At 66.9% G+C, this 24,863-nt stretch carries 24 protein-coding genes; 8 read left to right on the top strand and 16 right to left on the bottom strand.

Features of this window, described 5'->3' with window-relative positions; translation table 11 throughout:
• Nucleotides 1-188: 188 nt before the first annotated feature.
• From RX333_RS00820 to RX333_RS00800, 5 genes are all read right to left on the bottom strand, one after another.
• A complete protein-coding gene (locus RX333_RS00820) occupies nt 189-3,821 on the bottom strand; it encodes a vitamin B12-dependent ribonucleotide reductase (protein ID WP_316013003.1) in 3,633 nt (1,210 codons plus the stop codon).
• 362 nt (nt 3,822-4,183) lie between these two features.
• The gene (locus RX333_RS00815) at nt 4,184-6,022 is read right to left on the bottom strand and encodes an ABC transporter ATP-binding protein/permease (RefSeq protein ID WP_316013002.1); all 1,839 of its coding nucleotides are present in this window, start codon (nt 6,020-6,022) and stop codon (nt 4,184-4,186) included.
• Between the two features lie 315 nt (nt 6,023-6,337).
• Nucleotides 6,338-7,063, bottom strand: coding sequence for an anti-sigma factor domain-containing protein (locus RX333_RS00810; protein WP_316013001.1), 726 nt, complete (start codon nt 7,061-7,063; stop codon nt 6,338-6,340).
• On the bottom strand, nt 7,060-7,620 hold the full coding sequence (locus tag RX333_RS00805; RefSeq protein ID WP_316013000.1) for a sigma-70 family RNA polymerase sigma factor: 561 nt from the start codon (nt 7,618-7,620) through the stop codon (nt 7,060-7,062). Before RX333_RS00805 ends, RX333_RS00810 begins: the two co-directional genes overlap by 4 nt.
• Before the next feature lie 13 nt (nt 7,621-7,633).
• A complete protein-coding gene (locus RX333_RS00800; RefSeq protein WP_316012999.1) occupies nt 7,634-8,974 on the bottom strand; it encodes a LysM peptidoglycan-binding domain-containing protein in 1,341 nt (446 codons plus the stop codon).
• A 159-nt stretch (nt 8,975-9,133) separates the two neighbouring features.
• Here RX333_RS00800 and RX333_RS00795 point away from each other — a divergent pair, with 159 nt between their 5' ends.
• The gene (locus tag RX333_RS00795) at nt 9,134-9,691 is read left to right on the top strand and encodes a TIGR00730 family Rossman fold protein (protein ID WP_316012998.1); all 558 of its coding nucleotides are present in this window, start codon (nt 9,134-9,136) and stop codon (nt 9,689-9,691) included.
• Here RX333_RS00795 and RX333_RS00790 read toward each other — a convergent pair.
• From RX333_RS00790 to yajC, 7 genes are all read right to left on the bottom strand, one after another.
• On the bottom strand, nt 9,688-10,569 hold the full coding sequence (locus RX333_RS00790) for a metallophosphoesterase (protein ID WP_316012997.1): 882 nt from the start codon (nt 10,567-10,569) through the stop codon (nt 9,688-9,690). The two genes, RX333_RS00795 and RX333_RS00790, sit on opposite strands and share 4 nt — an antisense overlap.
• Nucleotides 10,569-11,168 (bottom strand): superoxide dismutase, encoded by a 600-nt coding sequence (locus RX333_RS00785; protein ID WP_316012996.1) that lies wholly within the window; start codon nt 11,166-11,168, stop codon nt 10,569-10,571. The genes RX333_RS00790 and RX333_RS00785 overlap by 1 nt, the downstream gene beginning before the upstream one ends.
• A 98-nt stretch (nt 11,169-11,266) precedes the next feature.
• Nucleotides 11,267-11,731 carry a hypothetical protein gene (locus tag RX333_RS00780; RefSeq protein ID WP_316012995.1) on the bottom strand — a complete coding sequence of 155 codons (465 nt, stop codon included), beginning with the start codon at nt 11,729-11,731 and terminating at the stop codon, nt 11,267-11,269.
• Nucleotides 11,728-12,081, bottom strand: a complete 354-nt coding sequence (locus tag RX333_RS00775) for an Mth938-like domain-containing protein (RefSeq protein WP_316012994.1) — start codon at nt 12,079-12,081, stop codon at nt 11,728-11,730. The genes RX333_RS00780 and RX333_RS00775 overlap by 4 nt, the downstream gene beginning before the upstream one ends.
• A gap of 133 nt (nt 12,082-12,214) precedes the next feature.
• Complete coding sequence (gene secF, locus RX333_RS00770) at nt 12,215-13,210, bottom strand: protein translocase subunit SecF (protein ID WP_316012993.1); 996 nt, start codon at nt 13,208-13,210, stop codon at nt 12,215-12,217.
• Nucleotides 13,211-13,217: 7 nt separating this feature from the next.
• Nucleotides 13,218-14,849, bottom strand: a complete 1,632-nt coding sequence (gene secD / locus RX333_RS00765; RefSeq protein ID WP_316012992.1) for a protein translocase subunit SecD — start codon at nt 14,847-14,849, stop codon at nt 13,218-13,220.
• A 7-nt stretch (nt 14,850-14,856) separates the two neighbouring features.
• Nucleotides 14,857-15,180: a preprotein translocase subunit YajC gene (gene yajC, locus RX333_RS00760; protein ID WP_316012991.1), complete on the bottom strand. Its 324-nt coding sequence runs from the start codon at nt 15,178-15,180 to the stop codon at nt 14,857-14,859.
• An 81-nt stretch (nt 15,181-15,261) separates the two neighbouring features.
• Between yajC and RX333_RS00755 the strand changes: the two genes are divergently transcribed.
• From RX333_RS00755 to RX333_RS00725, 7 genes are all read left to right on the top strand, one after another.
• Complete coding sequence (locus RX333_RS00755) at nt 15,262-16,476, top strand: pentapeptide repeat-containing protein (RefSeq protein WP_316012990.1); 1,215 nt, start codon at nt 15,262-15,264, stop codon at nt 16,474-16,476.
• Nucleotides 16,477-16,526: 50 nt separating this feature from the next.
• Entirely contained in the window at nt 16,527-17,816 is a 1,290-nt protein-coding gene (serS, locus tag RX333_RS00750; RefSeq protein WP_316012989.1) for a serine--tRNA ligase, read from the top strand.
• 96 nt (nt 17,817-17,912) lie between these two features.
• A complete protein-coding gene (locus tag RX333_RS00745) occupies nt 17,913-18,380 on the top strand; it encodes a DUF1203 domain-containing protein (protein WP_316012988.1) in 468 nt (155 codons plus the stop codon).
• Nucleotides 18,381-18,436: 56 nt separating this feature from the next.
• Complete coding sequence (locus RX333_RS00740) at nt 18,437-19,126, top strand: TspO/MBR family protein (protein ID WP_316012987.1); 690 nt, start codon at nt 18,437-18,439, stop codon at nt 19,124-19,126.
• A 63-nt stretch (nt 19,127-19,189) separates the two neighbouring features.
• On the top strand, nt 19,190-19,978 hold the full coding sequence (gene surE / locus RX333_RS00735) for a 5'/3'-nucleotidase SurE (protein WP_316012986.1): 789 nt from the start codon (nt 19,190-19,192) through the stop codon (nt 19,976-19,978).
• Nucleotides 19,975-20,643 carry a protein-L-isoaspartate(D-aspartate) O-methyltransferase gene (locus RX333_RS00730; protein ID WP_316012985.1) on the top strand — a complete coding sequence of 223 codons (669 nt, stop codon included), beginning with the start codon at nt 19,975-19,977 and terminating at the stop codon, nt 20,641-20,643. Before surE ends, RX333_RS00730 begins: the two co-directional genes overlap by 4 nt.
• A 74-nt stretch (nt 20,644-20,717) precedes the next feature.
• On the top strand, nt 20,718-21,977 hold the full coding sequence (locus RX333_RS00725; protein WP_316012984.1) for a M23 family metallopeptidase: 1,260 nt from the start codon (nt 20,718-20,720) through the stop codon (nt 21,975-21,977).
• Between the two features lie 223 nt (nt 21,978-22,200).
• On the opposite strand, the gene RX333_RS00720 is transcribed toward RX333_RS00725, so the two are convergent.
• The 4 genes from RX333_RS00720 to tatA form a co-directional block, all read right to left on the bottom strand.
• Nucleotides 22,201-23,028, bottom strand: coding sequence for an ATP-binding protein (locus RX333_RS00720; protein ID WP_316012983.1), 828 nt, complete (start codon nt 23,026-23,028; stop codon nt 22,201-22,203).
• The gene (gene tatC, locus RX333_RS00715; protein WP_316012982.1) at nt 23,025-23,861 is read right to left on the bottom strand and encodes a twin-arginine translocase subunit TatC; all 837 of its coding nucleotides are present in this window, start codon (nt 23,859-23,861) and stop codon (nt 23,025-23,027) included. Before tatC ends, RX333_RS00720 begins: the two co-directional genes overlap by 4 nt.
• Before the next feature lie 4 nt (nt 23,862-23,865).
• A complete protein-coding gene (tatB, locus tag RX333_RS00710) occupies nt 23,866-24,345 on the bottom strand; it encodes a Sec-independent protein translocase protein TatB (protein WP_316012981.1) in 480 nt (159 codons plus the stop codon).
• 64 nt (nt 24,346-24,409) lie between these two features.
• Complete coding sequence (tatA, locus tag RX333_RS00705; RefSeq protein WP_316012980.1) at nt 24,410-24,658, bottom strand: twin-arginine translocase TatA/TatE family subunit; 249 nt, start codon at nt 24,656-24,658, stop codon at nt 24,410-24,412.
• Nucleotides 24,659-24,863: the final 205 nt, after the last annotated feature.

The raw sequence follows: 24,863 nt of genomic DNA, 5'->3' as shown, positions 1-24,863 counted from the left end.
GAGACTGAAACATGAACGGCCACCGCGCCAGAACTTAGAACGATGAAATTTTTGCAAAATTTAGAAAAAAGGAGGGCGCCCGGAGGCGCCCCAGTCTGGTGTTCAGGCTCTCATGCGGTTTGTTGACTGCCCGGTTTCTCGCTTGCGGCCTGACACGGGGGGCGCCGACTTGGGCGCCCCCATGTTCCTCAGCTGCAGCCCGACGTGCCGCCGCAGGTGTTGCACTTCATGCAGGTGCCGTTGCGCACCAGGGTGAAGTTGCCGCACTCGCCACACGGGTCGCCCTCGTAGCCCTGCATCTTGGCCTTGGTCCGCGCGTCCATCGCCGTGCCGATGGCCGTGGAGGCCTGGGGCTGCTGGGCGGGGGTCATCGTGACCTCGGCCACGCCGCCCTGCAGGACCGTCAGTTCCTGCGGCAGGCGCTTGCGCAGATAGCCGGTGGAGGAGATCTGGCGGATCATGTCGATCGAGCTCGCCGTCGTCTCCTCGTCGGCCGAACGGACGTTGGACACGCCCTCCTCGACCCCGCGACCCAGATCGGCGAAGGCCTCGCCCTGCGGCTTCACATGCGCCAGATCCGTCCGGTCGAGATAGCTGACCGCCAGTTCGCGGAAGATGTAGTCGAGGATCGAGGTCGCGTTCTTGATCGAGTCGTTGCCCTGAACCATGCCCGCCGGCTCGAAGCGGGTGAAGGTGAAGGCCTCCACGAACTCCTCCAGCGGGACGCCGTATTGCAGCCCGACCGACACGGCGATGGCGAAGTTGTTCATCATCGCGCGGAAGGCGGCGCCTTCCTTGTGCATGTCGATGAAGATCTCGCCGAGGGCGCCATCCTGGTACTCGCCGGTGCGCAGGTAGACCTTGTGCCCGCCGACGATGGCCTTCTGGGTGTAGCCCTTGCGCCGCTCGGGCAGCTTGGAGCGGCCCTTGGCCACCTCCTTGACGATGATCTTCTCGACGATCTTCTCGGCGAGGATGCCCGCCTTCTCGGCCGCGGGGGCCTCGATCAGCGCTTCCTCCAGATCGTCCTCGTCCTCGTCGTCGATCAGCGCGGCCGAGAGCGGCTGGCTAAGCTTGGAGCCGTCACGATAGAGCGCGTTCGCCTTCACGCCGAGGGAGTGCGACAGCTCGTAGGCCGCAAGACAGTCCTCGATGGTCGCGTCGTTGGGCATGTTGATCGTCTTGGAGATCGCGCCGGAGATGAAGCTCTGCGCCGCCGCCATCATGGTGATGTGGCTCTCCACGCTCAGGTAGCGCGTGCCGATCTTGCCGCAGGGGTTGGCGCAATCGAAGATGGCGTAGTGCTCTTCCTTGAGGTGCGGCGCGCCTTCCAGCGTCATGGTCCCGCAGACATGGGCGTTGGCCGCCTCGATCTGCTGCTTGGTGAAGCCCAGATGCCGCAGCAGGTCGAAGGTCGGGTCGGTCAGCTTCTCCGCCGGGATGCCGAGCATTCCGGTGCAGAAATCGGCGCCCAGCGTCCACTGGTTGAACACGAAGCGGATGTCGAAGGCGGTGGCGAGCGCCTCCTCGACCTTCGCGATCTCCTCCTCGCCGAAACCGTGGCCGATCAGCGCGGTGTGGTTGATGGCGGGTGCGTTGCCGATCGAGCCGTGGCCGACCGCGTAGGAGGTGATCTCCTCGATCTGGGCCGAGCCGTAGCCGAGCTTGGCCAGCGCCGCGGGGACCGACTGGTTGATGATCTTGAAGTAGCCGCCGCCGGCCAGCTTCTTGAACTTCACCAGCGCGAAGTCCGGCTCGATGCCCGTGGTGTCGCAATCCATGACCAGGCCGATCGTGCCGGTCGGCGCGATGACCGAGACCTGCGCATTGCGGTAGCCCGACTTCTCCCCCTCGGCCAGCGCCTCGTCCCAGGCGGCGTGCGCCATGTTGATCAGACGCCCGTCCGGGCAGTTCTCGTGGTCGAGCGGGACCGGCGCCACGGCCAGGCCCTCGTAGCCCGCCGTCTCGCCATAGGCGGCGCGGCGGTGGTTGCGGATGACGCGCAGCATGTGGTCGGCGTTCTTGGCATAGCCGGGGAACGGCCCCAGCTCGCCCGCCATCTCCGCCGAGGTGGCGTAGCTAACCCCGGTCATGATCGCGGTCAGCGCACCGCAGAGCGCCCGGCCCTCGTCGCTGTCATAGGAGTGACCCATGTTCATCAGAAGGCCGCCGATATTGGCGTAGCCCAGGCCCAGCGTGCGGAACTCGTAGGACCGACGCGCGATCGCCTCGGACGGGAACTGCGCCATCAGGACCGAGATTTCCAGCGTCACGGTCCACAGGCGGGTGGCATGCACATAGCCGTCCACGTCGAACTCGCCATCCTTGAGGAAGGTCAGCAGGTTCATCGAGGCGAGGTTGCACGCCGTGTCGTCGAGGAACATGTATTCCGAGCACGGGTTGGAGCCGCGGATCTGCCCGTCCTCGGGGCAGGTGTGCCAGGCGTTCACGGTGTCGTGGAACTGGATGCCGGGATCGGCGCAGGCCCAGGCGGCGTGGCCGACCTGATCCCAGAGCTCGCGGGCATTCACGGTCTTGGCGACCTTGCCGTCGGTGCGGCGCAGCAGCTCCCACTCCGCATCGTCCTTCACCGCCTTGAGGAAGGCGTCGGTGACGCGCACCGAGTTGTTGGAGTTCTGGCCCGCGACGGTGTTGTAGGCCTCGCTGTCCCAATCGGTGTCATAGGTCGGAAACTCGATCGAGGAATAGCCCTGCTTGGCGTAGTCCAGCACGCGCTTGACATAGGTCTCGGGGATCGCGGCCTTCTTCGCCCCCTTGATGGCGGCCTTCAGCGCGCCGTTCTGCTTGGGGTCGAAGGCGGCGTCCTCGCGCCCGTCCCAGCCGCGGATCGCGGCGAAGATGTCGTTGAGCTTCGCCTCGTGCGACTTGGAGCCGGCGACGAGACTCGCCACCTTCTGCTCCTCCACGACCTTCCAGTTGATGAAGGCCTCGATATCGGGGTGATCCATGTCGCAGATCACCATCTTGGCCGCGCGGCGCGTGGTGCCGCCCGACTTGATGGCACCCGCTGCGCGGTCGCCAATCTTGAGGAAGGACATCAGACCCGACGACTTGCCGCCGCCGCCCAGCGGCTCGTTCGCCGCGCGCAAGCTGGAGAAGTTGGTGCCGGTGCCCGAGCCGTACTTGAACAGACGCGCCTCGCGGGTCCACAGGTCCATGATCCCGCCCTCGTTCACCAGGTCGTCGGTGACGGACTGGATGAAGCAGGCGTGGGGCTGCGGATGCTCGTAGGCGGAGGTGGAGCGGGTCAGCTTGCCGCTCTCGAAATCCACATAGAAGTGCCCCTGCCCCGGCCCGTCGATGCCATAGGCCCAGTGCAGGCCGGTGTTGAACCATTGCGGGGAGTTCGGCGCGCTCATCTGCGCGGCGAGCATGAAGCGCATCTCGTCATAGTAAGCCTGCGCATCGGCCTCGGTCGAGAAGTAGCCGCCCTTCCAGCCCCAATAGGCCCAGGCACCGGCCAGCCGGTCGAAGACCTGCTTGGACGAGGTCTCGCCGCCGAAACGCTCCTCCTCGGGCAGCTCCGCCAGCGCCTTCTCGTCGGGGACCGAGCGCCACAGGAAGGAGGGCACGCCCTTTTCCTTCACGCGCTTGAGCCGCGCGGGGACGCCAGCCTTGCGGAAGTACTTCTGAGCGAGAACGTCGGAAGCGACCTGGCTCCAGCTCGAGGGCACCTCGACACCGTCGAGGGAGAAGACGACCGAGCCGTCGGGATTGCGGATCTCGCTCGACGTGGTGCGGAACTCCAGCGACGCGTAGGCGTCCTTGGAGGCGGTGGTGAAGCGGCGGTCGATCTTCATGGCACTGTCCCTCGTCCTTGGGCGGAGCGCGCAAGGAGGGGTCCGCTGAAATGCAGCTTCGATCCTCGTACGGCCCGGCAATGGGTCTGATGTTGGAGTGCGGATCGGTTGTTGATGCCTGCGCCGCATCTTGTGTCCGTCCGTCGATGTCACACAACATGCGGCGAGGTCGCAGGCCGGTCAACGGGTTTTTTGGCGAGCGCTACCAGATATTGTGCTTGCCCCGCCCCTCCTTCGCTACGGCTGCGATTCGAACCGGGCGCCGCAACTCAGGATTGAATCGGGCAAAATCGGGGCATGACAGTGGCTTGTCCACCGGTCCGAAAGGATTAACGAAACGCCTCGCCGCGGTGCCCGAAGGTTCAGGTCGCGGGCGTGGCGGTCTCGTCCTCGTCCTCCGCCGCCTGGCGCGCCCACATGCGGGCATAGCGGCCATGCAGCGCAAGCAACTCCTCATGCGTTCCGCTCTCGACGACCTCGCCCGCTTCGAGCACCACGATGCGGTCGGCGTGGACGACGGTGGACAGCCGGTGCGCGATCGTCAGGACGGTGCGGCCCTCGCCCATCTCGCGCAAGCTCTCCTGGATGCCCTGCTCCGTCTCCGAATCGAGCGCCGAGGTCGCCTCGTCCAGCAGAAGGATTGGCGGGTTCTTCAGGATGGTTCGGGCGATGCCGACGCGCTGCTTCTCACCACCCGACAGCTTCAGCCCGCGCTCGCCCACAGTGGTCTCGTAGCCATCGGGCAGCGACATGATGAAATCGTGGATGCGCGCGGCCCGCGCGGCCTCCTCGACATCGGCACGGGTCGCATCGGGGCGGCCATAGGCGATGTTGTAGCCGATCGTGTCGTTGAACAGCACCGTGTCCTGCGGCACCACGCCGATGGCGGCACGCAGCGATTCCTGCGTCACGTCGCGCAGATCCTGCCCGTCGATGCGGATCGCGCCGCCCGTCACATCGTAGAATCGGAACAGCAGCCGACCGATGGTCGACTTGCCCGAGCCCGAATGACCGACCAGCGCCACCGTCTGCCCGGCGCCGGCGATCAGCGATACGCCCTTCAGGATCTGTCGGTCGCTGTCATAGGCGAAGCGGACGTCGTCGAGCTCGACCCGCCCGCCCCGCACGTCGAGCGCCTTCGCCCCCGGCTTGTCGTTGACCTCCGCGGGCTGTTCGAGCAGGCCGAACATCTCGCCCATGTCGACCAGGGCCTGCCGGATCTCGCGGTAGACCGTGCCCAGGAAATTCAGCGGCATGGTGATTTGCATCATGTAGAGGTTCACCGCCGTGAACTGACCGACGCTCAGCTCACCGCTCTGCACGTCTAGCGCGGCCATAACCAGCACGCTGACCAGACCGGCCGTGATGATGACCGACTGGCCGAAATTGAGGCCCGCGAGGCTGAGCTGCGTGCGGATCGCCTCGACCTCGTAGCCGCGCATGGAGTCGTCGTAGCGGGCGGCCTCGCGCGCCTCGGCCCCGAAATACTTGACCGTCTCGAAGTTCAGCAGGCTGTCGATCGCCTTCTGGTTCGCGTCAGTGTCGCGCTCGTTCATGCGACGACGTATGGCGACGCGCCACTCGGTGACCTTGAAGGTGAAGACTGTGTAGACGACGATGGTGGCGACCACGATCACGGCATACCAGAACCCGAACAACCACCAGAAGATCCCCGCCATCAGCGTCAGCTCGACGATCAGCGGCCCGATGGAGAACAGCACGAAGCGCAGCAGGAAATCGACGCCCTTCACGCCGCGCTCGATGATGCGGCTCAACCCGCCGGTCTTGCGGCTGATGTGATAGCGCAGCGACAGCGCATGGATGTGCTCGAAGGTCTCCAGCGCCAGCTTGCGCAGCGCGCGCTGACCGACACGCGCGAAGACCGCGTCGCGCAGCTGCGCGAACAGCACCTGACCCGACCGCGCAAGGCCATAGCCGATCACCAGCGCCACCGGACCGAGCGCCAGCAGCCAGGCGGCGCTCTCCTGCTCCTGCGGCGGGGCGAGCGCATCGACGCTCGCCGCGAAGAACAGCGGCGTGACCAGCGTGACGATCTTGGCCAGCACCAGGAGGACGATCGCCAGTACCACGCGCGCCTTCAGCGCAGGTTCGCCATCGGGCCAGAGATAGGGGACCACCTTCGGCAGCACCGCACGTTCGCTGATATTGTCGGGAGGGGTGTCGACCTGGTCTGCTGGCATCTTCGCTCGCTCGTTCGTGAGCGTCACAGATAGCCACGGTCGCGGGGGAATACCACTCGCATGGGCGAGATATGGGTGGGCGACGGCCCGATCGGGGATGAAACTGTCAATCGGGCCGCCGCCGAGGCAGCACAGAACGCAACGTAGCCGCCTCACCTCTGGCGACACCTTGCGAACAAGATGTCGAACTTTCGGCTTTCACCTGCTCTCGAAACGGATGGCGAGCCGCACGGGTTCCACGCAACCGACGCATTTGCGAAATAAATCCAGATGCGGGCCGAGGCCGCCCTCGCGCCGCCTTGCGGTCGCCCCGCGTCAGATCTCGTAGATGTCCGCGACGGCGATGACAGGCCCGGTCGGTGCCCCGGTCGGCGACCCTCCGGCCGGCTCTTGCGAGATGCCGAAATGTCCCTCGGTCGAGATCTGTTCGGCCAGATCGGGCGACAGCGGCACCTGGAAGCTCTGCGTGTCCGTCGGCATGACCCCCAGCGACGTGGGCGCGCCATCGGCCGTCGGGGCGAACCACAGCTCCAGATCCCCGCCCTCGGGTGCCTCGCCCGCGATACGGTTGACGTGCAGCACCGCGTTCTGCGCGTCGTAGCGCGTGATGACCGACAGCTCCTCCAGTTCCGAGACGAGTGCGGTAATCAGCTGCATGTCGGAGGTCGATACCGGCCCGGCGGGGGGCGCGCTGGTCAGGCCGATGACGGCGAAGACCGCCGCGGCGGCGACACCCGCCGCGGTTGCACCGCGCCAGAACGGCGTGCTCGTCCACAGCCGCTGCGCGAGGCTGGGGGGCGGGCCGAACAATTCGCGGTTGACCGCGGCGTGCAGCCCGCTCGGCACGGTCTCCTCGGCGAATTCATCGTCGAACCCTGCGAAACGCATCCGCCAGGCGGCGACCTCCGACGCGAAGGCGGGATCGCGGCGCATGTCCTCGGCCGCCTGCACCAGTTCGTCGCCGTCGAGCAGGCCGAGCGCGAATTCTCCCGCACGCCAGTTCCGCTCGCCCGGCACATTGATGTCGTCGCGATCGGTCATGCGCCCTCCGTCTCGGCCGCGCCGCCCATGCACTCTCGCAGGGCGATCAGGCTGCGCCGCAGCCACGTCCGCATCGTGTTGAGCGGAACGGAATGACGCTCGGCCAGCTCGGCGTAGCTGTAACCTTCGAGATAGGCCCGCCTGACCGCATCCGCCCGCTCCTCGGGCAGCTTGCCAAGGCAGTCGGAAATCTGGCGCGCGGTGTCACCGGCGAGCAGTTGTGCCTCCGGTCCCGGATGCCCGTCGGGAATCTGCACGGCCTCGTCGATCTCGACATGGCCGCCGCGCTGACGCCGCAGACGGTCGATCGCGGTGTTGCGCGCGATCGCCACCATCCAGCTGATCGGGGAATATCCCCCGCTGCGATACTTGTCTGCGTTGCGCCAGATCTTCACGAATGCCTCCTGCGTTGCCTCTTCGGCCTCTGCCCTGTCCTGCAAGACACGGAGACAGGTGCCGAAGAGTTTCGCGGAGCAGCGTTCGAACAGCTCGTCGAACGCCGCCCGGTCGCGAAGCGTCAGTCGCGCGATCAGTTTCTCTATTTCCTGTGAAGACATCGCGGCACTTTCATCACTGACCCGGCAGGGAGAAGATCTGACCCGGATAGATCAGGTCCGGATTGCGTATCTGATCTGCGTTCGCCGTGAAGATCTGCGTGAACAATGTGCCCTCGCCATATCGCTCGCGCGCGATGGTCCACAGGTTGTTTCCCGGCTGGACGACGATCTGGTCCAGCGGGTCGGCCTGGTCAACGGTGGCGATGACGAATTCCGGCTCCTCGCGCCGGAACGGGCTTTCCGCGCGGCTGGTGACGACGCCCTCCGCGTCCAGCTCGTCCACGCGCAACGTGTAGTCGCCGGCCGGCATGTCGTCGAGGAAGGCGGACCAGTTGCCGTCGGGCCGGATATCGGCCTCCGCCACTGGTGACTGGTCGGCATAGACGCGTGCGGTGCGCCCCGGCTCGCCGCGCCCCTCCACCTTCACGTCGCCGACATCGGAATAGCTGATCGCGTCGAGCACGACCTGATCCGTTGCCGCCGTTTCGGCCGGTTGCACGAGGTCCACCGCATCCGGCGTGCTGACGAGGACCACGGGGGCGGCCGCCGTCTCCTCCGCCTGGGGTTCCGCGACGTTGCCGGTTCGCGGCGCTTCGGTCCGGTCGGGCTCCACCAGCACGATCACGGTTTCCTCGGACACGGTATTCGTCACCGGTTCGCGCAGGCGCAATTCCTGCGCCTCCCCGGTCCGCGGGGTTTCGAGCATCGCCACGAACTCACCCGATGGCCCCGCGATGGCCGAGCCGATGACCTCTCCGTCCGCGGTGATCTCGACATCGGCGCCGGGCGCGGCCCGCCCGGCCACCAGGGTCGCGCCATCGGGTTCGATCCTCACCAAATCGAAGCTGGGCCTGCGCTGCGGGCTTGGCGGCGCCGCATCGGCGGTTTCGGCGAGGTCCGCGGGCCGATCGGCCGGCGCCGGGGTCGAGGATGCGACATCGGGGGTGCCCGAGATCGCCGTGGGATCGAGCGCGGCCGTGTCCACCTGCGGTGCCGCCGTCGTCGCGCCACCCTGCCGGTCGATCGCCGCCGGTCTTGCAGGTGCGTCGGGCGCGGCCTGCGGACCGGCCGACACGTTCGGCGACGCCAGACCGTCCGGATCGGGGGCCGATACTTCCGGGGCCGAGCCCGCGACACGCGGCGCGTCCTCCGCGGCGATGGTGGAGCGCGAAGGCTCGAAGGCCGCCTCGCGTGTTTCCTGCGATACGCTTTGCTCCGCGGTGTCTTGCTCTGCCGAAACCTGCTCCGTGGACTGGCGAGCGGGCACGGTCCGGTCCGGCTGCACGGCCCAATATGCCCCCCCGACGATCACGAGGACGGCGATCGCTCCCGCCACGACTCGAACACCACGCATCTGCACTCTCTCCCGTGCCCGAAGGATCGCGCGCGCCTTCGGTTTGCATTCCCCCACCACTGTTATACGAGAGACCCCGATAGGCAAATTCTTGCCGATGGATCATCGCGATCCGCAACCGACCTGCGGCATGCAGGTCACATGCAAGGAACGGACCGAATGACGGGTATCTGCGTCTTCTGCGGGTCGCGCCCTGGCGACGACCCGGCTTTCGCCGAGGATGCGACGACACTGGGCCGCGCGATCGCGCAGGAAGGCTGGCGCGTGGTTTGGGGCGCGGGCGATATCGGCCTGATGGGAACCGTGGCGGACGCGGCGCAGCAGGCCGGGGGCGAGTTGTTCGGCGTCATCCCGCAGCATCTGGTCGACCTCGAGGTCGGGCGGCAGGACGCGCACCGCTTCGTCGTCACCGACAACATGCATACGCGCAAAACTGTGATGTTCGCCAATTCCGACGCCGTCGTCGCGCTGCCCGGCGGCCCGGGTACGCTGGACGAGTTGTTCGAGGTGCTGACCTGGCGCCAGCTTGGCCTGCACGCGAAGCCGGTCGTGCTGCTGAACACAAACGGCTATTGGGATCCGCTGATCGCGCTGCTCGATCAGATCGTCGCGCGCGGCTTCGCCGACGCGCCTTTCCTGGGATTCCTGACCGTGGTCGAGACACCCGCCGCGGCGATGGACGTCCTGCGCGCGCGGCTTCCCGCCCCGTCGGCCTAGCCGCTTAAATTGATCCGCAGGATCTCCGGGATCACGCCGAGGCGCAACGGAATGGTCGCGAACCCGATGCCGGAGGACACGAGCGTCCGCGCGTCACCATCCGCGACCAGCCCGCGCGCGTAGCGCCGTCCGGCGGGCGAGGATGTCCCCGGCACCCAGCCGAAGAAGGTGACCTGCCCGCCATGCGTATGGCCGCAGACCGTCAGGGCGATCCGCTCGGGCACCGTCTCGATCTCGTCGGGCTCGTGCATCATCAAAAGCGCCGGACCCTCCGGGCCGATCTGGCGCATGGTCTCGGCGATGTCGCCGGTCCCCGGGTTCAGCCGCCCGTCGCCGAAGACGCGGCGGTCGCCAACCCCGCCCAGCCAGAAGCCGCCCTCGGGGCGGTCGATCCAGACCGCCTCGTTCTCCATCACGCGGATGCCTACACGCCTCAGTGCTTCGCCGATCCGCGGCAGCGGTGGCGCGTCGCGCATCGCCTCCTCGTCCTCGTTCCAGTCGTGGTTGCCCATGACGGCCCAGACCCCGAGCGGCGCATGCAGCCCGCCCAGAACCTCCGCAATCGCATCGCGCGAGGGGCGGTGCGGCATCAGCCGGACACCATAGGTGAAATCGCCCGGCAACAGGATGATGTCGGCGCCCTGCGCATTCAGACGCGCCACCACCCGCTTGAGGTAGTCGAGGCGCACGAAGGGCTCGATCACATGCAGGTCCGAGGCCATCGCGATGCGCAGCGGCGCGCCCGTCCAGCGCGGCGCCGAAACTTCGTATTTCGCGACCTCCAGCCGGATCGACGGATCGACGGCCCAGCGGGCGAAACGCCGAAGGGCACCCGGTCGGGTGCCCTTGGCATAGGCTTTCAGCAAACGTCTCCGCATCACATGCGCGAGGCGACGTTTTCCCAGTTCACCAGCTTGTCCAGGAAGTTCTTGAGGTAGTCGGGACGCTTGTTGCGGAAGTCGATATAGTAGGAATGCTCCCACACGTCGCAGCCCAGAAGCGCCGTCTGGTCGAAGCAGACCGGGTTCACACCGTTCTCGGTCGAGGTGATCTTGAGGCTGCCATCGGTATCCTTGACGAGCCACGCCCAGCCGGAGCCGAACTGACCGCCGCCGGCGGAGGCGAACTGCGTCTTGAATTCCTCGACCGAGTCGAAGTTCTCCTTGATCGCGTTCTCCAGCTCGGACGGCATCGGGTTCTCGCCCGGACCCATCATCTCCCAGAACTGGTTGTGGTTCCACAGCTGCGAGATGTTGTTGAAGATCCCCGACTGCGCGACCGCGTTCGGGTCATAGGTGCCCTTGATGATCTCCTCCAGCGACTTGCCTTCCCACTCGGTGCCCTCGATGGCCTTGTTGCCATTGGTGACGTAAGCGTTGTGGTGGATGTCGTGGTGGTATTCCAGCGTCTCGCGGCTCATGCCCTTGTCGGCCAGCGCGTCGTGGGAATAGGGAAGATCGGGAAGTTCGAATGCCATGATCGGGCTCCTTTGCTCGAATGCGTCAAGTGCGGAAAATACGTCCGCCGTCCCACCACATATGTAATGGCATCGCCCGACGGAAAGGGGGGCGCGCGTCAGTTTCCGCCGTCGCCCGCCACCGCACCGATGAAGGACAGCAGAAAGCCCAGCGGGAACGTGGCGAGCGCAAGCAGCAGGCCGACCAGCAAGCCCTGCCCCGGTCGCGGCCCGTACTTCACTACGGCCCTGACGATCGCGATCGGCAAGCCCAGGAAGCTCCAGCCCACCAGGATCAGGGCCGTGAGAATGGGAACCTCGTCCCGCGAAGCCCCGCCGAGCGCCCCGATCCCGCCGCAGACCGCGCTGATCGCGAGGATCTTCAGCAGCGACCGGCGGAACCGGCGACGAACGGCGACAACGTCCGAACCGCCCCCACCGGGCGAGCCCGTGTCCGGAGCGCTGGCCTGCGCAGGCTTCGATTCGATGGCTTCGACGCTGGCAGGAGCCGGAAGCGCCGCACCGCAGGACGGACAGCGGACGGAGCCGTCCGGGATGCGCGATGCGCAATAGGCGCAGATCATTCCGTGACCGGATGCAGCGCAGCCCCGATCCGGCGCCCCTCGCTCAGCAGCACGTTGTAGGTGCGGCAGGCCGAGGGTGAGGACATGATCTCCACCCCGATGCCGGCAGCCTCGATCGCAGCGACGAAATCGTCGTCGGGCACGGCGACGTCGGCCCCCATCCCCAGCAGCAGCACGTCCATCTCCCCCGCCGCCGCGACGATGGCGGCGCTGTCCCCGTCCCAGCGGCGTGCCCGCTCGGGCAGCAGGAACGCAGCCCCCTCGATCACCTCGCCCCCGACGCGGAAGAATCCGGGACCGTAGCCGTCCACGGGCTGCGCGCTGGCGAAGGTCAATTCGTTCAGTTCCATGACGCGCTCCTATTCCGCCACATCCGAAGGCACCACGAACGGATCCGGGTTGCCCCACCGTTCGGCGATCGCCCAGATCAGCAAGGTGGCGAGGACGCAGATCGCGATGTCGATCGCCCGCGCCCGCACCGGATCACGCGTCGATATGTGCGTACTTGCCGGTCCCGGTCCGCTTGGGCTTGCCGTCCTCGTCCGTCGTCGACCAGTCCCGCTTCACCCCGAGGCGCAGCAGGATCGGCGCCGCAACGAAGACCGAGGAATAGGTCCCGATCACGATGCCCCAGATCATCGCGAAGGTGAAGCCGCGGATCACCTCGCCGCCCAGCACGTAGAGCGAGACCAGCGCGATCAGCGTCGTGACCGAGGTCATGATCGTCCGGCTTAGCGTCTCGTTCAGCGACAGGTTCAAGACCTCGCGCAAGGGAAGCTGCTTGTAGCGGCGCAGGTTCTCGCGCACCCGGTCGAACACGACCACGGTATCGTTGAGCGAATAACCCACGATCGTCAGGATCGCCGCGATGATGGCGAGGTTGAATTCCAGCCCGATCAGGCTGAACACCCCGATCGTCAGGATCACATCGTGCACCAGCGCCGCCACCGCAGCGACCGAGAACTGCCATTCGAAGCGCAGCCAGATGTAGAACAGCACCGCCGCCACGGCGAGCGCGACGGCGAGGATGCCCGCCTGCACCAGCTCGCCCGAGACCTTGGCCCCGACGCTCTCGGTCGACAGCACTTCCAGCCCCTCGAACTCGGCCTCCAGCGCCGCGCGGACGCCCTGCAGCATCTCGGTCTGGCTCGCATCGCCCTCGCCCTGCTGCTCGATGCGGATCAGCGCGGCATTCTGCGCGGCCCCCGTCAGCTCGGCCGCCGGATCGCTGATCTCCGTCACGGTGGCATCGCCCACGTCGAGCGTGCCGATCAGCGTGCGGTACTCCTCGGTCGCCACGGGCTCGGGCGTCTCGACCATGATGACCGAGCCGCCGCGGAAATCGATCCCGTAATTGAGCCCGACCAGCGCGAACAGCACGATGGAGGCGATGACGCCCAGCAGCGACAGCCCGAATGTCAGGTTCTGCAGCTTGAAGAAATCGAACGAGGTCTCGCTCGGAACCAGTTTCAGACGCATGGCAGCCTCACAATTCGATCGTCTTGGGGCGGGCCCGGTCGTACCAGGCTACCACCAGCAGGCGCGTGATCAGCAGCGCGGCGAAGACCGAGGTGACGATGCCGATCCCCAGCGTCACGGCGAAGCCGCGCACGGGGCCGGATCCGATGGCGAACAGGATCACCGCGGCGATGAAGGTGGTGATGTTGGCGTCGATGATCGCCGACACCGCCTTCTCGTAGCCCAGCTCGATGGCGCGCGCCGGGCCCTTGGCCGATTTCAGCTCCTCGCGGATCCGCTCGAAGACCAGCACGTTGGCGTCCACCGCCATGCCGACGGTCAGCACGATGCCCGCGATGCCCGGCAGCGTCAGCGTCGCTCCCAGCGCCGAGAGCACGGCGAAGATCATCGCGACGTTCACGATCAGCGCGATATTGGCGAAGATCCCGAACAGCCCGTAGCTCAGCGCCATGAAGACCAGCACCGCAACGAAGGCGACGATGGTCGCGATCTTGCCCGCCGAGATCGAATCCGCCCCCAGCTCAGGCCCGATCGTCCGCTCCTCCAGCACCACGATCTCCGCCGGCAGCGCACCCGCGCGCAGCAGGATGGCGAGGTTGTTGGTCTCCTCGGTGGTGAAGCGCCCGGTGATGATGCCCGAGCCGCCGGGAATGTAGCTCTGGATCGTCGGGGCCGAGATCACCTCGTCGTCGAGCACGATGGCGAAGGGATTGCCGACATTCGTACGCGTATGCTCTCCGAACAGCCGCCCGCCCTGCGCGTTGAAGCGGAAGTTCACCGCCGGGTTGTTGTTCTGGTCGAAGGCGCCCTGCGCATCGACCAGCTGGTCGCCCGATACGATGGCCCGCCGCTCCACGATCAGGAACTCCCCGGGATTGTCGCGCGAAGGCAGCACCATGTTGCCTGCCCCGGCCCGCGCGTCGGGATCGGAGGTCACGCTGACAACGTGATGGAAGCTCAGCTGCGCCGTGGTGCCGATCAGGTCCAGCACCTCCTGCGTCGAGCCCGCGCCCGGCACCTGGATCAGGATGCGGTCCGCGCCCTGCCGCTGGATCGTCGGCTCGCGCGTGCCGCTTTCGTCGATGCGGCGGCGCACGATCTCGACCGCCTGCGCGACGGTGCGGTCGTCCGTCGCAGCCTTCTCCGCCTCGCTCAGTCGAAGACGCACGCGATCGTCGCCCTCGGCCACCACCTCGATATCGGTGGAGCCGACATCGGTCAGCGTCTGCAGGGGCCGCGCCAGTTCGCGCAGCGCCGCGACCGCGGCCTGCTGGCCCGACGGCTCGCCGATGCGCAGCAGCAGCTCGCCCGTCTCCGTTTCGACCCGGCGCACCGTGCCGACCGTGTCCCGCTCGGCGCGCAGCACGCGCAGCGTCTCGGGGAACAGCCCCTCCATCCGCTCCTGGTAGACGTCCTCGACCTGCACCTCGACCAGCAGGTGCACACCGCCCCTCAGATCGAGCCCGAGATTGACGAGGCCCGAGGGCAGCACCCCCGGCCAGTCGCCCGCCTCGCCAGCGGCCACCGCGTCGTTCGACGCCTCGACCCGGCCATAGAACAGGTTGGGCGCGGCGAAGAGGATCGCCAGCAGGCAGACCCCCAGCACCGCGAGCTTCTTCCAGAGCGGAAAGGACAACATGTCGGGATCAGTCCTTGGCCGGTTCGGTCTTGCTGAGCACCTGGGTGATGGTCGACTTGACCACGCGCACCTTGACGCCCTCGGCCAGTTCGACCTGCACCTCGTTGTCCTCCATGACCTTCGAGATCTTGCCGATCAGCCCGCCCGCGGTGACCACCTGGTCGCCCCGGCGCAGCGCCTCGACCATCGCGGCATGCTCGCGCACGCGCTTTTGCTGCGGGCGGATCATCAGGAAATAGACGATGGCGAAGATCAGGATAATGGGCAGGAACTGCGCGATGGCGGCACCGCCGCCACCGGCGGCCTGCGCATAGGCGGGCGTCACGAACATGGGTCTCTCCGGGTCCGGAATTGCGAAGTCCGGCGATACCTATAGCTTGGGTCGGAGCCACGCAAGCAGGTGAGGGGCGGAATGACGTTCAGGGAATGGATCGGGCTGAAGGCGTACCCCCGCTACGAAGACGCGCGCTGGCTGGGGCCTATCCTGTTAGTCCTCGTTGTCCTTATCGGCGCAGCGCTGCTGATCGCTGTGCTCTTGCGCACATTCGACGCCTTGCTCAGCGGCACCGGAGACCTGCGCAGCTACCTCTACTTCCTTATCGCCCTGATCGGCCTGCCCTTCGTCATCTGGCGCGCGGTCGTTGCACAGAAACAGGCTACGACGGCGGAACAGGGCCTGCTGACGGACCGCTTCACCAAGGCCGTGGAGCAGCTCGGCGCGGAACGCACCATCAAGACCGTAGTGGACGGTAAAGAAGTCGAGAAAACAGAACCTAACCTCGAAGTTCGCCTCGGCGGCATCTACGCGCTGGAACGCATCTCGCAGGACAGTCTGCGCGACCACATCACGGTGATGGAGGTGCTGTGTGCTTACCTGCGGGAGAACGCGAAGAAGCCGGATACGTTCATGAAGGATGAGGATGGCAACGACGTTCTGTTGCCGCCTCGGGTCGATATTCAAGCCGCTCTCACCGTCATTGGTCGGCGTCCAAGGGATCGCATTGCATACGAAATGAAACTATCGGGAGACAAAGCCTCATACATACTTGATCTTCGAGAATGCTGGTTGGCGCGAGCAGATCTGAGACGCTCCGAGCTTGGAAACGTTAGGCTCGAAAACTCTATACTCATTCAAGCAGACCTTCGGGAAGCCTGCTTAATAAACAGCAAACTGGGAGATGCAGACTTCACATCAGCTCTTTTGCTTGGAGCAGATCTTCAAAAATCTAATATGTTTTCAACAAATTTCACGTCGGCACACTTAGACAGAGCGAACCTTACAGAGGCCCGATTGCTACAAACAAAATTTTATAATGCCAATCTATACTCTGCAAAATTAGTGAGAGCGAATTTATTTAAAGCGGACTTAACTGCGGCAAAGCTAAATAGAACAAACTTCTCAAAATCAGATATGAATTTTTGCATAATTTTTCTATCTGCGATGAGGCATACGCAACTAAATAGCGCCAAAAATTTGAGCATTGAAAAAATCGAGACAGCATTTGGAGATGACACAACGATCTTACCAGACGACATGCCCATCCCGGCACATTGGCAAAGCTACAAAACTCATCAAGCATTTTACGTCGCTTGGCACGCCGCCCTCGAAGAAGCCGGATTGCGCTAATCCCCCCCATCCCCCATAACGCCCTCGCAATCAGCAAGAGGCCCTTCCCCATGCACGACATCCGCCTCATCCGCGACGATCCCGCCGCGTTCGATGCCGCCCTCGCGCGCCGGGGGGAGCAGGCCGTCTCCGCCGAGCTTCTCGACATCGACGCCCGCCGCCGGGCCGCCATCACCGCCGCCGAGGCCGCCTTGCAGGAGCGCAACGCCGCCTCCAAGCAGGTGGGCGCCGCCAAGGCCAAGGGCGACGACGCCGAATTCGAGCGCCTGCGCGCCCTCGTGGCTGCCAAGAAGGACGAGATCGCCCGGCTGGAGGCGGAGGCGAAATCCGCGCAGGAGGAACTCGACGACCGGCTGATGCGCCTGCCGAACCTCCCCTACGCGGACGTGCCCGACGGCGCGGACGAGGCGGACAACGTGGAGCTGCGCAGCTGGGGCACGCCCCCCGCCTTCGACTTCACCCCGAAGGAGCATTACGAGCTTCCCGCCGCCACCGGCCTCGACTTCGAGACGGCGGCCAAGCTCTCGGGCGCGCGCTTCGTCGTCTTGCGCGGCGCGATGGCCAGGCTGCACCGGGCGCTCGCGCAATTCATGCTGGACGTGCACACGACCGAGAACGGGCTGGAGGAGACCGCCACCCCCGTCCTCGTGCGCGACGACGCGATGACCGGCACCGACAAGCTGCCGAAATTCGGCGATGACAGCTACCAGACCACCAATGGCTGGTGGCTGATCCCGACCTCGGAGGTCACGCTGACCTATTCCGTCGCGGGCGAGGTGCTGGAGGAGGCGAGCCTGCCCCGCCGCATGACCGCGCACACGCTCTGCTTCCGCTCGGAGGCCGGCAGCGCGGGCCGCGACACCGCCGGGATGCTGCGCCAGCACCAGTTCGAGAAGGTCGAGATGGTCTCGATCACCCACCCGGACGAAAGCGATGCGGAGTTGGAGCGCATGACCAGATGCGCCGAGGGCATCCTCGAACGGCTCGGCCTGCCCTACCGCACGATGGCGCTCTGCACCGGCGACATGGGCTTCGGCGCGCGGCGTACCTACGACATCGAGGTCTGGCTGCCCGGTCAGGACACCTATCGCGAGATATCCTCCTGCTCGACCACCGGGGCCTTCCAGGCGCGCCGCATGAACGCGCGGTTCAAGCCCGCGGGCGGCGGCAAGCCCGAGTTCGTCCACACGCTCAACGGCTCCGGCCTCGCCGTGGGCCGCTGCCTGATCGCGGTGCTGGAGAACGGCCAGCAGGCGGACGGCTCGGTCGTGCTGCCCGAGGTGCTGGCATCCTATCTGGGCGGCAAGACGCGGATCACGGCGGAGGGCGCCTTCGCCTGAGCTTCGGATTGGCGCAAATACTCCGGCGCGACCGCAGGATCCGGGTGTCGGCGTGAAATGAGGCGCGATAGCGATGGGCGGGAGAGGAGACCAACCATGCCCATCGCCTTCCACCCCCTGCCCACCGAAGCCGTCCGCGCCGTCCAGCGCGGCGGCCCCGATTTCTACGGCCACAGCCCCGAGCGCGCGACCAGCGACGGCGCGGGCATCCCCTGCCGCCACTGCCTGCGCACCGTGCCCGCGGGTCGGGACTACCTGATCCTCGCCTGGCGGCCCTTCCCCGCCGACCAGCCCTATGCCGAGGTCGGGCCGATCTTCCTCTGCGCCGACGAATGCGCCGCGCCCGAGGCTACGGACGCGATTCCGTCTTTCCTGGCCAGTCCCGAATACCTTCTGAAAGGCTACACCGCCGATCACCGCATCCGCTACGGCACTGGAGCGATCGTGCCGACGCCGGAAATTCCCGCGCGGGCCGAGGCTCTCCTGGCCGACCCGGAGATCGCCTTCGTCGATGTCCGTTCCGCCCGCAACAATTGCTTCCAGACCCGCATCACCCGGGCCTGAGCATTGACCACGCACGGCGGCGGCGCATGTCCAGCAGGCAAAGGGAGCCTCGAACCATGCGCCTCGCCATCCTCCTCCTCGCGATCGCCTTCGCCGTGTCGCCGTTCTTCTCGGATTTCAACGGCTTCGATCCCGACCTTTACCCCGTGCCGCAGGAGAACCCGCCGATCCAGCCCGCGGGCTGGGCCTTCTCGATCTGGGGCGTGATCTATCTCGCCCTCATCGTCCACGGCCTCCTCGGCCTGCGTCACGAGCGGTGGCAGGCGAGCCGCCTGCCCCTCGCGATCAGTCTCGCCGTGGGCGTGATCTGGCTGCCGGTGGCGGGGGGCAGCCCGGTCTGGGCGACGATCCTGATCTGGGTCATGCTGATCGGCGCTGTCGCTGCCCTGCTGCGCGACGGCGGGCGCGGCGATCTGTGGTCCTTCGACCTGCCCGTCGGCCTCTATGCCGGGTGGCTCAGTGCGGCGAGCTTCGTCAGCCTCGCCCTGCTCGGCGCGGGTTGGGGCATCGGGCCGGGTGCGACCGGCTGGGCGTGGATCATGCTGCCGCTCGCGGTGGCCTTCGCCGCCTTCGTGCAGTGGCGGGTCGGCGTCTCGCCCTTCTACGGGATTGCGGTCGCCTGGGGCCTGTTCGGCATCTCGGCGCGCAATCTCGGCCCCGCACCCCTGCTGGCCGCGGCGGCGATCCTCGGCATCGTCGTGGTCGCGGGTGTCATTGTCGCAACGCGGTCGCGGAAATCCGCCTGACCGCTGGACCAGATGCACGCGCGATTCTAGACAGGGCGCGGGACGATAGCGGCGGGGACGGTCATGCGCATTCTCATCACCAATGACGACGGCATCATGGCCCCCGGCCTCGCCGTGGCGGAGGCCATCGCAGGCGAGTTGGCCGGCCCCGACGGCGAGGTCTGGACCGTCGCCCCCGCGACCGAGCAATCGGGCGTCGGGCACTGCATCAGCTACGTGACACCGATGCGGGTGGAGCGGTACGGCGAGCGGCGGTTCGCCGTTGCTGGCTCGCCCGCCGACTGCGTGATGGCCGGGCTCTTCGACATCCTCAAGGACACGCCGCCCGATCTCGTGCTCTCGGGCGTCAACCGCGGTCACAACGTGGCGGAGGACACGCTCTATTCCGGCACGATCGGCGGCGCGATGGAGGCGGCGCTGCACCGCACGCGCGCCATCGCGATGTCGCAATATTACGGGCCGGGCAATGTCGACCTCGCCGACACGTTCGAGGCAGCGCGCGCGCATGGCGCGGGCGTGGTGCGCAAGCTGCTCGACCGCGCGACGTGGGAGACGGAGGGCCGCTACGGCGTCTTTTACAACGTCAATTTCCCGGCCGTTCCGGCAGCGGAGGTCAAGGCCACCGTCGCGACGTTGCAGGGCGAACGCGGCGGCTCGCCCTTCGGGATTTCGCCACAGGACGCCCCGAACGGGCGGCGCTACCTGTGGATCAAGCACGGCATGGGCAACCAGACCTGCGCGCCCGGCACCGATGCGCGCGAGGCGTCCGAAGGCAATATCACCGTCACGCCGCTGCGCGCCGATCTGACCGCGCGCGATCTGGTGAACGATCTGGGCGCGATCCTGGCATGAACGAGGGCCCCGACCTGTCGGAGGACGAAGCCCGCTGGTCGCTGGTCTGGCAGCTTCAGCAGGCGGGCATCCGTGACAAGCGCGTGCTCGACGCCATCGAGGCGACACCGCGCGCGGCCTTTCTCGACGGCATCTTCCGTGCGCGCGCCTACGAGGATATCGCGCTGCCGATCTCCTGCGGGCAGACGATCAGCCAGCCATCGGTCGTCGGCCTGATGACCGAGGCGCTGGAGGTCGACAATCGCTGCAAGGTGCTGGAGATCGGCGCAGGCTCCGGCTACCAGGCCGGGGTGCTCAGCCATCTCGCCCGCCGCGTCTACACGATCGAGCGGCACCGCCCGCTGGCGCGGCAGGCCCGCGCGGCGCTCGCCTCCATCGGGGCGGCGAACGTGACGGTCGTGACCGGCGACGGCACCTCCGGCCTGCCCGAGCAGGCCCCGTTCGACCGCATCATCGTGACCGCCGCGGCGGAGGACCCGCCCGCGATCCTGCTGTCACAATTGCGTGAGGGCGGCATCATGATCACCCCGGTGGGGCAGTCCGACACCGTGCAGCAGATCATAAAAGTCGTGAAAACGCCGCACGGTCTGGACTATACTGAACTCGGCGACGTCCGTTTCGTACCGCTTCTGGAAGGGATAGCGGACGATCTCGCGGACGGATAGACCCCAAGGCAGAGAAACAGTGGTCCGCCACGAGACCGCGTGAAAGATCGAGCACCAAGTAGAGAGACCAGCCCATGTCCGCGTCGCTTATCCCGTGGTCCCCCCTTTTCCGGCTGACGCTGGGGGGCGCGCTTCTCGTATCCGCCTGCACGCCGTTGCAGGACACCGCAGCCCCCGTCATCTTTCGTGAGCCGACGGCCGAACGCCCTGCGGTCGTGGCGGCCGCACCGGCGCCTGCGCCCGTCACGCCCGTCGCACCGCAAGCCGACGCGCGCGGCATCATCGATCGGGGCAGCTACCAGGCCATCGCGCCGACCTCGCCCGACGACAACCTGATCGACATGGCGACGCGCGTCGGCCTCTCCCCGGCGGAGCTCGCCAACTACAACGGCGTGCCCGTGACCTACGAGCCCGACCAGAACGAGGAGCTGGTCCTGCCGCCCCGTCCCGACCGCTATGCCGGCACCCGGCCGGGCGGCTGGACGCCCGACATCGCCGCCGCCGCCATCGAACGGTCGAACCTTCCGGGTCTCGGTGCCGAGCCTGCGCCCGCCGTGCAACCCGCCGGTCAGGCGCAGCCGCTCGTCCATGTGGTCGAGCCGGGGGAGACGCTGTTCTCCATTGCGCGGCAATATGACATTCCCGTCACCTCCATCGCCGACTGGAACGGGCTCGGCGCCGATTTCGCCCTTTCGGCAGGTCAGCGCATCGAGATCCCCTTCGGTATGGTGACGCCCGCCGCGGCCCCCACTACGCCGCCTACGGCCACCATCGCGGCCGACCCGCTGCCCGGCACCACGACCACGGCGACGAGCGATCCGATCCCCGGCCTCGCCGATGTCGTGCCGGGCGTCGGTGCGACCCTGACCCCGCCGCCCTCCTCCGCCGAGCCGCTGCCCGAGGACACGACGCTCGACGTTGCGACGCCCGAGGGACCGGATCTCGGCCAGTTCCAGACGCCTGCCCCGGCCAGCAGCGCGGCCTTCATCCCGCCGGTCAGCGGCCCCGTCCTGCGCCCCTTCTCCGCCAGCGGCTCGGCCGTGGACAAGGGCATGGAATTCGGTGCACCCGCGGGCACCCCCGTCGTCGCCTCGGCGGATGGCGAGGTGCGGCTCGTCTCCCGCTCCATCGGCGATCTCGACACCATCGTGATGATCGGCCACCCGGACGGGATCACCACGGTCTACGGTCGCCTGACCGGCGTCACGGTCAGCGCGAACGACCGTGTGCGCCAGGGCCAGCAGATCGGTGTCGTGGCCAGCCGCGACGAGCCGTCGGTGCAGTTCCAGGTCCGCCGCGGCATGAACCCGACCGATCCCGCGGATTTCTTCTAGTCGGAACTTCTTTGTTTCAGGAGCCGCGCAGCGTCGGGCCGCGGTGCGGCGATCCACGGGTCGAGCATGGCGCTTTATGCCAGCCAAATCCGTGTGAACTAACCGCGGCGCGCTAGATCAACCAAATCGCCGTGCCGGGGGGCGGGTCACGCTGGAAGCGTGCCTGCGGCACGACCGATGCGCGGCGGGCTTCGCCCTTGATCCCGCGCTTGCCCAACAGGGCCTACTTGAGCCGCGTCCCCAACCGCCCCGCCAGATCGGTCACATATTGCCACGCCACCCGGCCAGAGCGCGCCCCGCGCGTCTGCTGCCATTCGATCGCCTCGGCCCGCAGGGTCTCGTCGTCGATCTCCAGCCCGTAGCGATCGCAATAACCACGGATCATCTCCAGATACTCGTCCTGCGAGCATGGGTGGAAGCCCAGCCACAGCCCGAACCGGTCGCTCAGGCTCACCTTCTCCTCCACCGCCTCCGCCGGATTGATGGCCGAGCCGCGCTCGTTCTCGATCATGTCGCGCGGCATCAGGTGCCGCCGGTTGGACGTGGCATAGAAGATCACGTTCTCGGGCCGCCCCTCGATCCCGCCGTCCAGCACCGCCTTCAACGACTTGTAATGCGCGTCGTCATGGCTGAACGACAGGTCGTCGCAAAACAGGATGAAGCGTCGCTCCGACCCCCGCAGCAACCGCAACAGCCGCCCGATCGACGGCAGGTCCTCGCGCAGGATCTCGATGAGGACGGTGCCCTGCCCCGCCTCGGCATGGGCGGCCTTGACGAGGCTCGATTTCCCCATCCCGCGTGCGCCCCACAGCAAGACGTTGTTCGCGGGCAGACCGCTCGCGAATTGCCGCGTGTTGGCGACCAGCGTATCGCGCGAACGCCCCACCCCGACCAGCAGGTCGAGCGGCACGCGCGAGACCTCCTCGACCGCGACCAGCCGGTCCGGCTCGACCTGCCAGAGATAGGCGTCGGCCTGCCAGTCCGGGGCATCGGCGGGCGGCGGGCTGATCCGCTCCAGCGCCGCCGCGATCCGGGCGAGCGGGTCGCTCACGCCTCCTCGGCCTCTTCGCGCGCGCGGCGGCGCTCCACCATCCAGACCAGCCAGATCGACACTTCGTAGAGCGCGTAGACCACGGTGAACAGGATCACCTGCGTGATGACATCTGGCGGCGTGACGAGGGCCGCTACCACCAGAATGCCCACCACGGCATATTTCCGCACGGCCTTAAGCCCCTCGGCGGACACCAGCCCGGCGAGGCCCATCAGCGTCAGCAGCACCGGTAACTGGAAGCAGATGCCGAAGGCGAAGATGAATTTGAGGCTGAGGTCCAGCGTCTCCTTCACCGAACCGGAGAATACGAGGCTGATCCCCTCCTCCTCCGCCGCCTCGGTGACCGTCTCCACCTCTCCGAACAGCGCACCCAGCAGGCGCGGCAGGTCCGAGAAGCTGATGAAGAAATCGAGCGCCAGCGGCGTCACGACGTAATGTGCGAAGGCCGCCCCGGCCACGAACAGCGCGGGCGAGGCGATCATAAAGGGCAGGAACGCCCCCTTCTCGTTGGAATAGAGCCCCGGCCCGATGAAGGCCCAGACCTGATAGGCGATCACCGGAAACGCCACGGCGAGGCCCGTCAGCAGCGAGACCCGGAACATGGCGAAGAACTGTTCCTGCGGCGACAGAGTGATCAACTGGTTCGGCAGACCGCGCGCGGCCAAAACCTCGGACACCGGGTGGAAGATGAACTGCATCACGGCGGGCGCGAAATAGAAGGTGACGATGATCCCGATCACCAGCGCCACCACGGCCCGGATCAGCCGGGTCCGCAGCTCGGCGAGATGCTCGATCAGCGGCATGGCGACGTCGTTGCTCTCCGGCTCGGCCATCGCGTCAGTCCTCGTCCCGGCGGCGATCGTCCGCGCCAGGCGGCATCATGGAATTGTCCATCTCGCGCGGGGCATCCACCGGCTCGGGATCGGGCATCTCGTCGAAATGCGGCTCCTCCGCCTGGGCCGCGGCCTCGCGCGCCGCCTCGGCAGGGTCGCGCGCCGGGCGCTCGCCCTCCGGCTTCTCCTCGAAATCCTTCATCCAGTCCTGCGAGTATTTCCGCGCCGATTTCGCCGCCTCGCCGATCGGGTTCGTGGCCGAGCGCATGGTCTGGCCGACGCCGTCCATCGCCTTCTTCACGTCCTGCAGCTCGGACTGGCGCGCCGCGTCATTCATCGCGGACTGGAACTGCCGCGCCATGCCGCGCGCCTGCCCGACGAACTTGCCCACGGTGCGGAACATCCTGGGCAGATCCTTGGGGCCGACGACGATGAGGGCGACGACGCCGATCACCATCATTTCCGCGAAACCGATATCGAACATGCGCGGCCTTTCCGGGGCAGTCGGGACGCGTGCTGCGCCCCGTCACGTCGTCAGGGAGAGGCGATCAGGTCCGGTCGCGCGCATCCGCGGGCGCGGTCTCCGCCGTGCGGGTGGTCGCGGCCTCCGCCGGGGTCACGTCGCGCGGCTCCTCGAGCTGCTTGTCCTCTTCCTGCCCCTCGGCCATGCCGCGCTTGAACGAGGTGATGCCCTTGCCGACATCGCCCATCAGCTGGCTGATCTTGCCGCGCCCGAACAGGACGAGCACGACGACGGCGATGAGCAAAAGGCCCGGAATACCGATATTGTTGAGCATGGGTTGACCCCTCCATAGCGTTGGTTCTCGGCGCCGGGTTTGCCCCCGGTCGGTGCGTTGACCCTTATGTATGAGGTTTCGCGGACCCGTTCAAACCCCTTAATCGCGGCTGCGGCGATTGGGTATGCGGCGGCGCGAAGCACATCCGCCCACGTTGCCCTCCCCGCCCGGTGCTTCTATATCGCCCTTGTGACGTGAACAAGGG

The organism is Roseobacter sp. HKCCA0434, assembly GCF_032464675.1.
GTDB lineage: Bacteria > Pseudomonadota > Alphaproteobacteria > Rhodobacterales > Rhodobacteraceae > Pontivivens.
This window is presented reverse-complemented; position numbering and strand designations above follow the sequence as displayed.

What these genes read in the sequence shown, in the direction of transcription:
- RX333_RS00820 (WP_316013003.1), bottom strand. Translation starts at nt 3,821, where the DNA reads ATGAAGATCGACCGCCGCTTCACCACCGCCTCCAAGGACGCCTACGCG.
- RX333_RS00815 (WP_316013002.1), bottom strand. Translation starts at nt 6,022, where the DNA reads ATGCCAGCAGACCAGGTCGACACCCCTCCCGACAATATCAGCGAACGT.
- RX333_RS00810 (WP_316013001.1), bottom strand. Translation starts at nt 7,063, where the DNA reads ATGACCGATCGCGACGACATCAATGTGCCGGGCGAGCGGAACTGGCGT.
- RX333_RS00805 (WP_316013000.1), bottom strand. Translation starts at nt 7,620, where the DNA reads ATGTCTTCACAGGAAATAGAGAAACTGATCGCGCGACTGACGCTTCGC.
- RX333_RS00800 (WP_316012999.1), bottom strand. Translation starts at nt 8,974, where the DNA reads ATGCGTGGTGTTCGAGTCGTGGCGGGAGCGATCGCCGTCCTCGTGATC.
- RX333_RS00795 (WP_316012998.1), top strand. Translation starts at nt 9,134, where the DNA reads ATGACGGGTATCTGCGTCTTCTGCGGGTCGCGCCCTGGCGACGACCCG.
- RX333_RS00790 (WP_316012997.1), bottom strand. Translation starts at nt 10,569, where the DNA reads ATGCGGAGACGTTTGCTGAAAGCCTATGCCAAGGGCACCCGACCGGGT.
- RX333_RS00785 (WP_316012996.1), bottom strand. Translation starts at nt 11,168, where the DNA reads ATGGCATTCGAACTTCCCGATCTTCCCTATTCCCACGACGCGCTGGCC.
- RX333_RS00780 (WP_316012995.1), bottom strand. Translation starts at nt 11,731, where the DNA reads ATGATCTGCGCCTATTGCGCATCGCGCATCCCGGACGGCTCCGTCCGC.
- RX333_RS00775 (WP_316012994.1), bottom strand. Translation starts at nt 12,081, where the DNA reads ATGGAACTGAACGAATTGACCTTCGCCAGCGCGCAGCCCGTGGACGGC.
- secF (WP_316012993.1), bottom strand. Translation starts at nt 13,210, where the DNA reads ATGCGTCTGAAACTGGTTCCGAGCGAGACCTCGTTCGATTTCTTCAAG.
- secD (WP_316012992.1), bottom strand. Translation starts at nt 14,849, where the DNA reads ATGTTGTCCTTTCCGCTCTGGAAGAAGCTCGCGGTGCTGGGGGTCTGC.
- yajC (WP_316012991.1), bottom strand. Translation starts at nt 15,180, where the DNA reads ATGTTCGTGACGCCCGCCTATGCGCAGGCCGCCGGTGGCGGCGGTGCC.
- RX333_RS00755 (WP_316012990.1), top strand. Translation starts at nt 15,262, where the DNA reads ATGACGTTCAGGGAATGGATCGGGCTGAAGGCGTACCCCCGCTACGAA.
- serS (WP_316012989.1), top strand. Translation starts at nt 16,527, where the DNA reads ATGCACGACATCCGCCTCATCCGCGACGATCCCGCCGCGTTCGATGCC.
- RX333_RS00745 (WP_316012988.1), top strand. Translation starts at nt 17,913, where the DNA reads ATGCCCATCGCCTTCCACCCCCTGCCCACCGAAGCCGTCCGCGCCGTC.
- RX333_RS00740 (WP_316012987.1), top strand. Translation starts at nt 18,437, where the DNA reads ATGCGCCTCGCCATCCTCCTCCTCGCGATCGCCTTCGCCGTGTCGCCG.
- surE (WP_316012986.1), top strand. Translation starts at nt 19,190, where the DNA reads ATGCGCATTCTCATCACCAATGACGACGGCATCATGGCCCCCGGCCTC.
- RX333_RS00730 (WP_316012985.1), top strand. Translation starts at nt 19,975, where the DNA reads ATGAACGAGGGCCCCGACCTGTCGGAGGACGAAGCCCGCTGGTCGCTG.
- RX333_RS00725 (WP_316012984.1), top strand. Translation starts at nt 20,718, where the DNA reads ATGTCCGCGTCGCTTATCCCGTGGTCCCCCCTTTTCCGGCTGACGCTG.
- tatC (WP_316012982.1), bottom strand. Translation starts at nt 23,861, where the DNA reads ATGGCCGAGCCGGAGAGCAACGACGTCGCCATGCCGCTGATCGAGCAT.
- tatB (WP_316012981.1), bottom strand. Translation starts at nt 24,345, where the DNA reads ATGTTCGATATCGGTTTCGCGGAAATGATGGTGATCGGCGTCGTCGCC.
- tatA (WP_316012980.1), bottom strand. Translation starts at nt 24,658, where the DNA reads ATGCTCAACAATATCGGTATTCCGGGCCTTTTGCTCATCGCCGTCGTC.